The following is a 12739-nucleotide window of genomic DNA, read 5'->3' on the forward strand; positions in this document are numbered from 1 at the left end:
CGACGGCCGACACGGCGCGGGCCCCAGGTGTGCAGCACACCGAACCGCCCGGCAGACACTCCCCAGGACTCGACCTAGGAGGGTTCACCTTCCGTCTCGGACGGTTTCCGAGCCCGGAGGAGGACGATACTCCCCCGATCGTTGCGGCGGATCGCGTCACTCGCGGCAACCAGGGGAATCGCGGGCGCTGCCGCGTTGAAGCCAAGACGCCCACCCCAGGCGGACACGGCCAGGTACCCGAGCTCGGCGCCGGGACCGCGGAACTGGTAACGGTGTTCGCCAACGACGACACCCCGGCTGGTCAGAAGCTCACGCAGCTGTGTGTGCGTGTAGGTGCGACGCACGTCGTAACGACGGCGATGCGTCTGGGCGAGGTTGGGCCAGCGGTGCCGCCGGGTCAGAGCGTCCGCGGAGAGAAGCAGCTGTCCTCCGGGGCGCAGCACCCGCACCATCTCGGTGAGGGCCGCGGGGCCATCCGGAAAGTGCTCCAGGGCGCATACGGACAGCACCGCGTCCACGCTGGCATCGGACAGGGGAAGTCGCAACGCGTCTCCCGCGACCAGAGCCGGGGACGAGCGCAGCCGGCGCCCCCGGCGCAGCTTGTGCAGGGCCAGGTCCACGGAAACCGTGCGGGCGCCACGCCGTCGGGCCTGCCCGGCCCAGTACCCATCTCCCCCAGCCACGTCGAGGACAACCTGCCCCCGTAGGTCGTTGCCCAGCCACCGCAGGAGCGTGCGGGCTTCACGGAACCGACAGACGTGGAGTTGGTGTCCGGAGAAGGCCACAAGATCGTCGAGACTCACCCGGACCACCCTATGACCTCGTGGCGTCGGCCCCTGGACGTGGGGCCGCGGGCCCCACGCGAATCGTCCGGTGGTCGCCCGCCCCTGTCGCGGTGCGGGCGGGTGGGCCGGGTCGTGGCTACCCTGGCCGGGTGCTCAGCAGTCCGCGCGCCCGCATCTGGATCCGCTCCAGCGTGGTCGTGCTGGTCCTGCTCTGCGCCGGATACGCGCTGTACGCCCGGTGGGACGAGGCGAGTGCGGCGCTCGCCTCGCTTTCGGTGTGGGTGCTGATGGCTTCGCTGGCGGCTGCGCTCGTCGGGCTGCTGGCGCAGATGTTGGCCTGGCGTGCGCTCCTCGCCGATGTGGGGGCGGTGCTGTCCGTGCCGGTGGCGGGCCGGGTCATGTTCCTCGGGCAGCTCGGGAAGTATCTCCCCGGGTCGGTATGGGCGTTTCTGGCTCAGGTGGAACTGGCCCGGGAGCAGCAGGTACCACGTGCACGGGCAGCGACGGCGACCGTGCTGGCCGTGGTGGTGACCCTGGCCGTGAACCTGGCCGTGGCGACGGCCACGCTCCCGCTGGTCTCCCCGGAGGCCGCGCGGCGCTGGTGGTGGGTGCTCGCCTTGGCCCCGGGACTGGTGCTGGCCCTCCATCCCCGCCTGGTGACCGCCCTGGTTCGTGGGGGACAGCGGCTTACGCGGTCCGGGGGGCAGATACCGGCTGGTGAACTCACCCGGGTGAGTTGGCGTGGCCTGACGGCTGCGGCGGGCTGGTCGGTGCTGGCGTGGCCACCGCTGGCGCTACACGTGTGGACGCTGATGGCGGCGGTGGGTGATGTGGGTGTCACCGCGCTGCCGCTGGCCGCCGGGGCTTTTGCCCTCGCCTGGACCCTGGGACTGGTGGTGGTGCTGGCGCCGGCCGGAGTCGGGGTCCGGGAGTTGGTGCTGGTGGTGTCCCTGGCTCCCGTGCTGGATGCGGGGGCGGCCCTGGTGGTGGCGGCGTTGTCCCGCCTCGTGCTGACGCTGACCGACCTGCTGTGGGCGGCTGCCGCGACCCTGGTGCGGCCGGGTGGGCGGATCAGATGAGCGCGGACAGGTAGCGCTGCCAGTAGACCTCCGGATCCACGCGGCGTACGGCGGCTGCCAGCCGCTGGGGTTCCCCTGGTTCGTAGAAACGGTTGAGGGTTCGGGCCAGGTCGGTGACGTTGTTCGGTTCGCAGATCAGACCGTCGACCCCATCGCGCACGTGCCGGGGGAGTGTGCCGGTCCGGGTGGCGATGACGGGGCGGTTGTGTTCGAAGGCCCACCACACGTTCTGGGTGGCGGTGGCGCTGCGGTAGGGCAGTACCAGGGCGTCGGCCTGGTCGAAGAGGTGGGGGACCTCGGCCGCCGGGACGTAGCCCGCACGAAATTCGACCCGATCCCCCAGGTCGAGCCCTTCGGCGAGGCGACGCAGGTATGTGGATCCGCCCCAGAACTCGCCGGCGACGGTGAGACACACGTCCGCGGGGCCGGCGGCGAGGGCCTGGACCAGGAGGTCCACGCCCTTGTAGGGACGGACCATCCCCAAAAACAGGAGCCGGCGTAGCACGGTACGTGGGGCGGGGGCACGGTGCGTGTCGGGCAGGTGCGGGGGCAGGTCCGCATGGTGTACGGATTCAGCTCGTCCCCCCAACAGCTGCCGGGCGTGGGACTGTTCGTCCGGGGAGTGCGTGAGGACCGTGTCGACCCGTCGCAGTAGCGCCCGCACCAGCGGCACATCGAACATGCGTCGTTCGTGCGGCAGTACGTTGTGGCACACGGCGACCGTGGTGGGGGGTCTGTGGGCGGTGCGTAGGCCGTGCAGCAGCCCGAGGTAGGGGGGGACCTGGACCGGTGACACCAGGGTGAGGATCACGAGGTCGGCCTCGTCCGCGATGCGACGTCCGGTCCGCCACCAGCCGTCCGGACGGTTCCACGCGAGCTCGCACCGGGTTCTGGGGTAGGGCGGGGCCTCCGGGGCGGCCACGGTCTGTTGTCCCGGGTACAGCGAACGTGGGTACTGGGCGCGCCAGGACTCCAGGACCGTGTCGTGTCCGGCTGCCGCGAGGCGGTGGGCGAGTTCGGTGGTGTGTCGGGCGCCCCCACCCTTGTACGGGTGGGTGGGTCCGATCAGGGCGATGCGCACGGCGGCTCTCCAGGCTCGGGTCCGGATCCGTGGCCGGGTCAGGCTCCGTTGCGGGAACGCACGATGAGGTCGGCCAACAGGGCCATGCACCCGATGACCAGGCCACTGACCACGAGCATGATGGTGTTGTTGCGGATGTAGACCGGGTCGGTGATCACATCGTAGAGGCCCTTGCCCACACCCAGGGCGAGCAGGCTCAGGGCTGGCGGCATCAGGACCTTGAGCGGGTTGAAGTACATCACCATCCGCAGCACCTGCAAGATGTAGCGGTAGGCATCGGCGACGAAATGGAACTTGGACCGTCCGGACCGCTTGGCATAGGCGATCGGCACGTACTGGATGGGGTGCTGGTTCGCGAGGAAGGCCAGGGTGATGGTGGTGACACAGGAGAATCCCGGCGGCAGCAGCCGCAGGTAGGGCAGCGCCGTGGTGCGGCGGAAGGCCCGCAGCCCGGAGTTCAGGTCCGGGATCGCGCTGTTGGTGAGATGCTCCGCGAGCTTACGGATCAACCATTTCGCGGGAACGCGCAGTAGCCGATGGGTTCCGGACTCCTGGCACCGCGCCCCGACCACCTGTTCGAGATCGGGATCCTGGTCGAGGATCTCCACGAGTTCCGGGATGCGCTCGTTGGGGTAGGTCAGGTCGGCATCGGTCCACACGACCACCTCGCCCCGGGCCCGCTGGGTGCCGATGCGACGCACCGTCCCCGCTCCCCCGTTGTGGCGAAACGGAACCACGGTGAGTTGCCGGTGGTGGGTCGCGGCCTCCCGCAGGCGGGCGAGGGTGTCGTCACTGGAGGCGTCGTCGATCGCCAACAGCTCGTAGCTGTAGCCGCTGGCGTCCATGGCGGCGCAGATGCGTTCCACCTCGGCCAGGACGTGCTGTTCCTCGTTGTAGCAGGGCAGGACGATGCTGACGTGTGGGGGCTCGGTGGCGGTCGACTCGGCGGGCTCCACGGCTAGTCAGCGTAACCCTGGGTGAGCGGCAGGAGAAACACGCGGGTGCTGACGTCCCACGAGCCGGCGGGAGGTCGCATCAGGGTGCTGGGGTCCTGCTCTGCGTTCAGCCGGAAGGCCCGGGTGGGATAGTCGCCGGCCGTGTCGTAACGGGCGATGGTTCGGGAGCTGCTCGCGGCGAGTACGGGAACCCGGTCGCGGGAACGCACCTCAGCGGCCAGGCGATGTATCGTACCGGCCTCGGTCGTGGTGACCCGGGCTGCGGGGACCCCACACATGCCGCGGAAAAGTTGGAGGTAGGAGTTCCCGGTCTCGTCGTCGACCGTGAGGACACTGGCACGTTCGGGAAGCTGGGCACAGAGCCGCTCGGCCTGCTCCACCGAGCCCACGTCCGACCGGTAGGTCATGATTCCGTGGGCGGTCACCGCGGTGGGGAGCACAAGCACCACGACTCCCAGTGTCACAGCCAGGGGGAGCAACGGGCGTGGCACACGCTCGGGCTGCTCGCGCAGGGCCCGCACGCCCCGGGCCAATGCCCACACGGCCAGGAGGACAAAGGCGGGCAGCACCAGAACCAGCAGCCGGCGGCTGGCCCAGGGATGGTCCGGGGTGATTGCTGGCCTGGCGAGTGTGAGCGCTACCGACCATCCCAGGACCAGCAGGGGCAGCGCCCAGTCCGGAGCCTCGCCGCGCAGGATCCGGCGCAGGAGGAGCGCGGCGCCGAGGGTGGCGAACAGCACCGTGGCCAACCCCAGGTACCAGCCCACCCAGTACAGACTCATCTCGGTGTAGGTGCGGGCACCGTCGACCGCGAGCCCTTCGAGCTCCTGCACGTAGGCGACGTAGGCGTCCGTGGTTTCGTGGCCGTGCCCACGTCCCTGCCACACCAGGGGCCGCAACGCCAGCCCAAGCACAACCAGGACGGGCACGGCCGCGGCGGCGGTCGCGACCCAGGTGGGGCGTATCGACCCGGGGAGCCCACGCCGCCACCGGGCGGCGGTTATCGCGACCGTGCCGGCCAGGACACCCGCGGCCACCCACAGCATGGGCACCACCGAATCGGCCAGGTACTCGACGTAGGGCCGGGACAGCACGTAGCTGGCCAGTCCCCCGTAGCCGAGTCCCACGAGGAGCCCGCCCGACATCGCCAGCGCCGGGGCTCGACGGACCAGCAGCAACAGGCCCAGGAACAGCACCACCGGTAGGAGATCCCGCAAGGCGTCAATACGGACCACGGTGCCGAGTCCGAAGGCCAAGCCGGACGCACTCCCCAGAACCAGGGCACAGACGCGGGTTGGGGGGGTGCGGCGGGAACTCACGCCCGAATCGGTGCGCAGGGCGTCGACCGCGAGTACGAGTGCCCCCAGCATGAGCAGCTGCGCGACCGGTTCGGAGTAGGTGGCCCGACTCGCCCACTGGTGGGGAAGACTCAACGCGAGGAGCAGGGCGGCCAGCGGTGCCCAGCGCGGGCCGACGAGCCGGGCGGTGAGCCCCGCCATCACCAGCACGCCCAGGGCGCCCAGTACGGGGGTGGTGAGCAGCATTCCCGGAATGCCCCCGAGCCAGTGGCCCACGGTGAGGGTCAACGGGGTCCCCGCCAGAAACTGGGGCCAGATCACCTCCCCGACCTGGTAGAACGCGAGGCTCTGGTAGCTCAGGGCCGGATCGTCGCCGGCGATGAGCTCCCGTTGTTGGGGGATGGGTAGCGAGCCGTGCTCGGCGATCCAGTGCGTGAACTGGGCGTAGGAGGCGGCGTCTCGACGAACCACGATCTCTTCACCGTGATAGGCCATCTGCACGGCCGCGAAGGCGACGGTAACCGCACCCACACCCAGGACCGCCCACCACGGGGTGTGCTCGGGCAGATCCGGGACGAACCGCGGCACCAGCGTGGCGACCACCACGACCACGGGAGCGCCCACCGCGACCCCTACAACCGGCGTGAGCTGGCCAAACAGCAGCAGTGGGAACGAGACCAGAAGCCACGCCCCCACCACGAGGACGGGCAGGGCGGTGCCACGGGCGAGCAGGCGGCCGGCGGACATGGTGGCAAGGATCGCAGTGGATCACGGCCGGATGGTAACCGGGCCGCTCCGGACGGGGACCGCCCCGCGGTCAGCGCTCGCGGGCGCCCCGGTGTGCTCGGGCGGCGTGCCGGCCGGTTCCCGGTGCGCAGTACCATGCCCAGAGTGTCCAGCCTGTTGGGCATACAGCGGACGCGGACGCGGACACAGTACACGCGGACCACAAGGAGCGAGGAGGTGGTGGGGATGGCCGACGCCGCGACCCCGGCGGAGCTGTGGCGTTCCGCCCGCACGCGGGATCCCTCCCGCCCGTTTGTCACCGCCTACGACGACAGCGGCGGCCGGGTGGAGTTGTCCTACGCCACCGTGGACAACTGGGTCGCCAAGACGGCCAACATGCTTCTGGACGGTCTGGACGCGGCCCCCGGGGAACGGGTCGCCCTGGCACTGCCCGTGCACTGGCAGAGCATCGTCTGGTATCTGGCGTGCTGGCACACGGGCCTGGTGGCGGTGCCGACGGATACGCACGAGCTCCCGGAGGCGGACATCGTCGTCACCGGCCCGCAACAACTGACGCAGGCCCTGGACTCCCCGGCCCGGGAGATCGTCGCGACCTCGCTACATCCGATGGGGGCACCACTGCCGGACTGTCCCCCACCGGCCGTGGACTACGCAACCGAGGTGCGTTCCTTCGGCGACCAGTTCACTCGCCCGGCTGGCGGCACGGCCACGGGACCGGCGCTGGACTGGGGCGGCGAGCACACCACCGCCTCCGGTCTTGTCGCCCTCGGACAGGAGCGGGCCCAGCGGTGGGGGCTGACACCACAGGACCGGGTGGCTATCATCACCTCTCAGTACCAGTCCCAGTACCAGTCCCAGTACCAGTCCCCCACGGCGCCCGGCACCGGGATCGCGTGGCTGCTGGCCGCGGTCACATCCGCCTCGGCACTGGTGCTAGTGTCCGATTCCAACCCCGGCGGACTTTTTGGCCGCCTTGACATGGAGCACGTCACGGCGTTCGTCGACGCCACCCCCGGGCAGTCCGTGGCCGTGAGCGATGTCAGAGCGCTGACCTGAACCCGACTCCTCAGCAGTAGGCGCGATGCCCAGAAAACGCTCAGCACGTCCCAGGCTGTCGGCCCAGGCGTGGATCTCGATGGCCACCACCGGCGCGGTGATCGCGAGTGGCCTGACGGCCTACGGTCTCTACCACGACCTGTACGGCAACATCACGCAGGAAGCGATCGACACCGACTCCTTCGAGGACCGTCCCAGCCAGATCGAGGGGTCGATGAACGTCCTGATCATCGGGTCGGACGAACGCACCGGGGAGAACTCCGAGTACGGGGACGCGGAAGGGGAACGCCCCGACACACTCATCATCGCCCACGTCACCCCGGAGCAGGAAACCGCAACGCTGGTGAACATCCCCCGGGATTCCGTGGTGGAACTCCAGGCATGCGCCGCCAGCGACGACCGTCCCGGTATGGACGCGGGGCGGAACATGATCGGGCTGGCACTGACTCTGGGCGGCCCGCCCTGCCTGTGGAACAACGTGGAACAGCTGACCGGGCTGCACATCGACCACTACATCCATATGGACTTCCACGGGTTCTCGGACATGGTGGACGCGCTGGGCGGGGTGGAAATGTGCATCCCCGAACCGATCTCGGACGAGAAGGCCCACCTGGAGTTGGATGCCGGGCAGCAGGTCCTGGACGGGGAGGAGGCGCTGGGTTTCGTCCGCGCCCGCTACGCCCTCGGTGACGGCAGTGACACCAGCCGTATCGAACGTCAGCAACAGTTCATGGGGGCGATGGCGGAGCAGGCGTCCAGCAGCGAAGTGATCGCCAACCCGGGCAACCTGTACGACTTCCTGAGCGCGGTCACCCAGTCCATCACCACCGACGACGAATTCTCCCCCGACACCATGGCCGACCTCGCGATCGGGATGCGCGAGGTCGATATGAGCGACATCGAGTTCGTCACGGTTCCGCACGGCGAGGCCCCGGACAACCCCAACCGCATCATCTGGCGGGAGCCGGATGCCCAGGAGTTGTTCGACTCGGTGCGCCAGGACAGCCCGCTCACCGATCCGGAGGAGGACGAGGCGGACACCGACGACTCCTCCAACGGCGGAGACGACGGTGGCGACGCCCCCGACGTGGCGCCGGAGGAGGTCACCGTGGAGGTTCTCAACGGCACCGGCGTGTCCGGTCTTGCGGGCCAGACCGCCGAGGAGCTGCGGGCCCTCGGTTTCACCGTCGCCGACACCGGTAACCCACAGGGGACCGCCCCGCAGGCCACCACAGTGCTCCACTCCCCTGATCGGGCCCAGCACGCCCGGGCGCTGGCCGACGCGCTCAGCACCGCGAGCGTGGTCGAGGACGCCACCCTGGGCACGTCCGTACAGCTGGTTCTGGCCGACGACTGGGACGGGGTCACCGGTACGGCCGACACGCACGGGGAGAGCGCTCAGGAAGAGGACGCAGCGGACGCAGCGGACGGAGCGTCGGGGCACGATGCCGATACCCGCACCGCCGCCGACGATGCGGAGTTCGTCTGCTGACCCCGCGATGAGGAGCCGCTGGCCCCGGGCCGCCCCGTCCCGGCACGGCCCGGGGGGCGTTGTTCACCCGGCTGTGGACGACACCGCGGTCGGGGACGGGGCGATGCCCGTGGCCGGCCACGGGTCCGTCCCCCGTGGCAGGCGCCCGTCGATAACCAGGTCGGTCCACAGTTGGCGCACCCGCTCCAGCGAGTACTGCTCAACGATCTCCCGCTGGGCCACGCGCCGTGTCTCCTCGAACCGGCCGCCGGTCACAACCCGGTGAATCGCCGCGGCCATGGTCGTGGTGTCCGGGTGCACCCACCGTTCGGAGTAGATGGTGTGGGCACCGGGCCAGGCGAGCACCACCGGAACACCACCCGAGGCCGCACACTCGGCCGGGGCCAGATGGAAGCTCTCGTCGTCACTCGTGGACAGGACGAAGCCGACCCTGCGCAGCCAGGCGGCGATGTCCGGGCCGAACGGGTCGAAAACCACCCCGCCGGCGAGCGGCTCACTGCGCTGGATCCGTCGATAGGTCCGTTCGTAGTAGTCGCGCTCCTCCGGACGGTTCCACACCCACCAGTAGTCCCATGGTTGCCGGGTCTTCACCGCCAAGGTGTAGCGGCTGTCCAGGTGCCGGAGCTCGGCGAGGACATCCAGAGCCCGATCCAGGCGCTTGCGGGACGGCGCCGCGCCGACCATGCCCAGGGTGTACTCGGCTCCGGGAAGTTTGGGACGGTCCAGTTGGCGCGCATCCACCCAGTTGGGTAGGACCACGACCTTCTCTTCCGGCCAGCCGGTCTCCTCCCGGGTCCGCTGGGCGTAGTGCGGGCTGACACAGACGACGGCGTCGACCTGGTCGATGTCGAGCTTGTGCGGCCACTGCGCGTACAGCTCGAAGCGGTGGAGCCGAACCACGAGGCGCTGGCCGCGCCGCTTCCTGGAGGCGTAGAACAGGGCGTTGGGGCCACACCACTCACAGACGACCACGTCCGCCCACGCGGCCAGCTCGCTGCTGCGATACTCGTCGTGTGTGCTGATGCCCTCCCACTCGTCGAAGCGGAGCTCCAGTCCGGGGAGCGCCGCCAGGTGCTCGCCCAGTCGGGTGAAGAACTTCAGGTCGTGCCCGGCGATCACGACCCGCAGGGGGCGGGTGGACTCCCGGTGCGCGGCGGAGGGCACGCGGGGTGCCACCTCGGCGAGGAGCTCCCGCAGGCGTTGTGCCGCCCGTTCCAGGGTGAACTGTCCAGCCGCCTGCCGACAGCGCTGCACGGCCAGTTCCGACACCGGTGGCTCCTCGGGGGATCCCGGGGTCTGCCGCCCCCGTGCCGACGGGGCCAGGGTGGCCGCCACTACCCCGGCCACCCCTTGCGCGTCGGGTTCCGTGTGCGCATCCACGAACAGGGGATAGTCCGCCCCGAGTAGCTCCTCGTGCATCGGGGTGCGGTTGAGTAGCACCGGCACCCCCAGGGCGCCCAGCTCCAACACCTTGGTGGAGAGCTCCAGGCTGGCATCCAGCTCGGCCGAACGCCAGGACAGCCCCAGGTCGCACCCGGCGGCGATGTCGAGCGCCTCGGACCGGGACATTCCGCCGTGCCAGATCACTCCGGGGGTGTTCTCCAACGCGCGACGCATCCGCCGCGACCATCCGCTCGGGTCCCGGTGGATCTTGTCCCCGACCATGTGCAGCTCAGCGGAGACGTTGCGCTCGGCCAGCGCGGCGGGAAGCTCGGTCATCTCCAGGGTCTGCCACCGAGGAGCGAACTTTCCGGTATAGACGAGCCGCAGCGGCTCGCCCTCCGGGCGCCGCCGTGGCTGCTGCGGTGGATCCACATCCACGACCGGGCCGAACACCACGCTCTTCCCGCAGGCCGCCGGAACGACCGACTCCAGGAAACAGCGCAGGTCCTCCGTCTGGCACAGCAGGACCCGGGAGGCCACGGCGATATCGCTGAGTTCCGAGGTTACGGCTGGAGTGAGCTCACTGACGCTCTGCGGAATGTCGGTGAGATAGGTCCACAGGCGCCCGTGCAGTTGCTGCTCCTGGGCGGCGAGTGCGGCCAGCCGCCGGCCCCGCACGACAATGAGGTCCGCGGGCTGATCCTGGTCGAGCTGCCCGATCAGGGACACGGCCAGTTCGGGGCTGAGCCCGCGTTCGGCGGTGGTGGACACGAGCCCCTCCTCGTGGGGGCGGCGCAGGGTCACACCCGCGAGTGCGGCCAGCGGCGCGGTGAGGCGTTCGGTCCGCACCGGGGCCTTGAGGAGGAGGGTGACCTCACATCCCGCGCTGGCCAGGGCCTGGGTCATGGTCTGGGCCCAGACGGCCGAGCCGTCGATCACGTTCAGGTCAACGTCGCCGTAGACGAGTGCGTGCGGGGTCACGGTTCCTCCGGAGGATGCGGTACAGGGCGTGGCCGGGATAGCTGCGGGGTCAGGACGGGCCGTGGGCGCCCGGTGTGGCTGCCTGGGCCGGGCACCGCCCCAGGGCGAGTAGGCGGGCCCCGTGCCGGCTCCAGACCCCCGGATGGGTTCCCTCTGCCATCAGGTCACGTCGGGCGAGGGTGGGCCGAATCGCGTGTGTGAACACGTAGTCCGGGCCGGACTGTGCGGAGTCCGTGTCCTCGGGCTCGGGGTCGGAGGCCCGCCAGGGGGGCAGGGCCGGACCGACGGCCTCAGCACCGGAGCATTCTGCCGCGCACACCGCGTCCACGAGGTGGGTGGTGTCCACGGGCCCGCGCCAGGGCGCCACCCACGGCGTCTGGGCTGTCTCCGCCAGCCGCGCCCAGTCCACCGGGGTCGGTTCGCGGACCAGCGTGTCGGCGGCTGCGGCGGTGCCGTTGGCACCGGGGGTCGCGACGCCGTCCCCCGGCGTCGGCCCGGTGGCTGGAAGCTCGGGAACCCCGTGGATCGGCACCCCGTGGGCGTGCAGCTCCCGCAGTGCGGGCAGGCGCGTGGCCGCCTGGGGCACCGCGACCGCGACGGGAGGATGCAGCTGCGCGAGGACATCACTGGCCAGCTGGTGCGCCTCCTCGTCATCGCGCGGATGGGCCAGCACGGTGACACTGCGCCTGGTTCCCGGGGCGATGATCCCACGGGAGGCGTAGTCCGGGAGCACACCGCGCAGGATTCCACCGAGGAGGGTGAAACTGGCGTGCTCCCGGAACAGCTCCCGCAGGGTGGCTCGACGCTCACTCTCGGACAGCGGACCGGCAGAACGCAGGTCCGCCACGGACTGCGCAAGTTCCCGGTCATCCGTGGCTGCGGTGTGGCTCAGCCCGGGGAGCTGCCCCCGGAGGCGCGCCGTGGTGTCCTCGGAGCGGACCGTGCCATCTGTGCGCAGCAACACCCGGACGCCGCAGGCCAGCAGGCGAAGAGCGGCGTGGTGGTCGTCGGTCACGGCCGTTGCGACGTTCCGGAGTTGTTCCCTGAGGTCGCCTCGACCGGTGAGCGGTTCGGACAGTGTGTCCAGCCCGGCCAGCACCTCGGAACGGGCGGGCGGGTGCACGCCGCTCGGGACCCACAGCGGGCCGCCGGAACGTTCGGGTCCGGCGGCCACGGGGTTGTACCGGTGCAGGGGCACCCCCAGGTTGCCCGAGTGGACCTGGTCGAAGCCGAGCTGCCGGAGGCCCGGTGGGCAGGGGCCGTCCAGGAGGAGCACGCTGGGGATACCGCGTGCGGCCGCGGACTCCAGTACCCAGCGCAACACCCGGGTGCGGTCCACGACCGCGGGCTGGCCGACGTGCGCCCACGGCCCGCCCGGTGCCGCGGCTGAGGCGGAGACCAGCAGCAGATCGGCATCCACGGAATCGAAGGTGACCTGCGCGTCGTGCGGCCGCAGCGGGAGTACGCGCGCGTCGGGAGCGATGTCCGCCCCGCAGCTGGCACCGATTCCGCCCTGGAGATCACCCGCGAGTACTCCCGCGACGAGCAGCCGCTCGTCGCGAAGGCCAGCGTTACCGGAGAGGAGCCGGGCCTCCTGCCGCTCGGCGGCATAGGACAGGACGGGCTCGGCGCGTCCGCGCCGAGCCGCAGAGCTCCGGCGGCCGCTGCCTCGCCACAGCCGGTAGAGGTCCCGCGGCAGCCGCGCCAGTCCCCGCCGTGGGCTCCTGGCTGCCGCGGTCAGGGCCTGGCCGACACGCAGCGACGTGGATCCCTCGATCGCCGCCAGACGGGCGTGTGCCTCGGCGAGCTGTTCCTCCCGCTCGGCGAGGGCCTGGCGCAGCTGCTCGGTCTGGCTGCGCTCACGACGTGGCATCATGCTCC

The 12739-nt window shown here is 70.7% G+C and carries 9 protein-coding genes; 3 read left to right on the forward strand and 6 right to left on the reverse strand.

Going from position 1 to position 12739, the window contains the following annotated elements; genetic code table 11:
• Positions 1-74 precede the first annotated feature (74 nt).
• The gene (locus RIF23_RS05350) at positions 75-803 is read right to left on the reverse strand and encodes a class I SAM-dependent methyltransferase (protein ID WP_407659397.1); all 729 of its coding nucleotides are present in this window, start codon (positions 801-803) and stop codon (positions 75-77) included.
• A 131-nt stretch (positions 804-934) separates the two neighbouring features.
• Here RIF23_RS05350 and RIF23_RS05355 point away from each other — a divergent pair, with 131 nt between their 5' ends.
• Positions 935-1864 carry a lysylphosphatidylglycerol synthase domain-containing protein gene (locus RIF23_RS05355; RefSeq protein WP_310911270.1) on the forward strand — a complete coding sequence of 310 codons (930 nt, stop codon included), beginning with the start codon at positions 935-937 and terminating at the stop codon, positions 1862-1864.
• Here RIF23_RS05355 and RIF23_RS05360 read toward each other — a convergent pair.
• Genes RIF23_RS05360 through RIF23_RS05370 form a run of 3 tightly spaced genes read right to left on the reverse strand, consistent with a single transcriptional unit; the run spans position 1857 to position 5946 of the window.
• Entirely contained in the window at positions 1857-2945 is a 1089-nt protein-coding gene (locus RIF23_RS05360; protein WP_310911271.1) for a glycosyltransferase family 4 protein, read from the reverse strand. The genes RIF23_RS05355 and RIF23_RS05360 overlap by 8 nt on opposite strands.
• A 38-nt stretch (positions 2946-2983) precedes the next feature.
• Complete coding sequence (locus RIF23_RS05365; RefSeq protein WP_310911272.1) at positions 2984-3901, reverse strand: glycosyltransferase family 2 protein; 918 nt, start codon at positions 3899-3901, stop codon at positions 2984-2986.
• Between the two features lie 2 nt (positions 3902-3903).
• Positions 3904-5946, reverse strand: coding sequence for a hypothetical protein (locus tag RIF23_RS05370; RefSeq protein ID WP_310911273.1), 2043 nt, complete (start codon positions 5944-5946; stop codon positions 3904-3906).
• Between the two features lie 225 nt (positions 5947-6171).
• Here RIF23_RS05370 and RIF23_RS05375 point away from each other — a divergent pair, with 225 nt between their 5' ends.
• Together RIF23_RS05375 and RIF23_RS05380 are read left to right on the forward strand one after the other, a co-directional pair.
• Entirely contained in the window at positions 6172-7002 is an 831-nt protein-coding gene (locus RIF23_RS05375; protein WP_310911274.1) for a TIGR03089 family protein, read from the forward strand.
• Between the two features lie 79 nt (positions 7003-7081).
• Positions 7082-8494: an LCP family protein gene (locus RIF23_RS05380; RefSeq protein ID WP_310911275.1), complete on the forward strand. Its 1413-nt coding sequence runs from the start codon at positions 7082-7084 to the stop codon at positions 8492-8494.
• Positions 8495-8557: 63 nt separating this feature from the next.
• On the opposite strand, the gene RIF23_RS05385 is transcribed toward RIF23_RS05380, so the two are convergent.
• Positions 8558-10783, reverse strand: a complete 2226-nt coding sequence (locus tag RIF23_RS05385) for a glycosyltransferase (RefSeq protein ID WP_310911519.1) — start codon at positions 10781-10783, stop codon at positions 8558-8560.
• A gap of 124 nt (positions 10784-10907) precedes the next feature.
• Positions 10908-12731: a hypothetical protein gene (locus RIF23_RS05390; RefSeq protein WP_456085734.1), complete on the reverse strand. Its 1824-nt coding sequence runs from the start codon at positions 12729-12731 to the stop codon at positions 10908-10910.
• Positions 12732-12739: the final 8 nt, after the last annotated feature.

Origin of the sequence: Lipingzhangella rawalii (genome assembly GCF_031628175.1) — a bacterium.
In the GTDB taxonomy this organism is placed as follows: domain Bacteria; phylum Actinomycetota; class Actinomycetes; order Streptosporangiales; family Streptosporangiaceae; genus Lipingzhangella_A; species Lipingzhangella_A rawalii.

Bases quoted from the DNA above. Each gene is read 5' to 3' on its own strand.
- RIF23_RS05370 (WP_310911273.1), bottom strand. From the start codon at position 5,946: ATGTCCGCCGGCCGCCTGCTCGCCCGTGGCACCGCCCTGCCCGTCCTC.
- RIF23_RS05375 (WP_310911274.1), top strand. From the start codon at position 6,172: ATGGCCGACGCCGCGACCCCGGCGGAGCTGTGGCGTTCCGCCCGCACG.
- RIF23_RS05380 (WP_310911275.1), top strand. From the start codon at position 7,082: ATGGCCACCACCGGCGCGGTGATCGCGAGTGGCCTGACGGCCTACGGT.
- RIF23_RS05385 (WP_310911519.1), bottom strand. From the start codon at position 10,783: ATGACCCAGGCCCTGGCCAGCGCGGGATGTGAGGTCACCCTCCTCCTC.
- RIF23_RS05390 (WP_456085734.1), bottom strand. From the start codon at position 12,731: ATGCCACGTCGTGAGCGCAGCCAGACCGAGCAGCTGCGCCAGGCCCTC.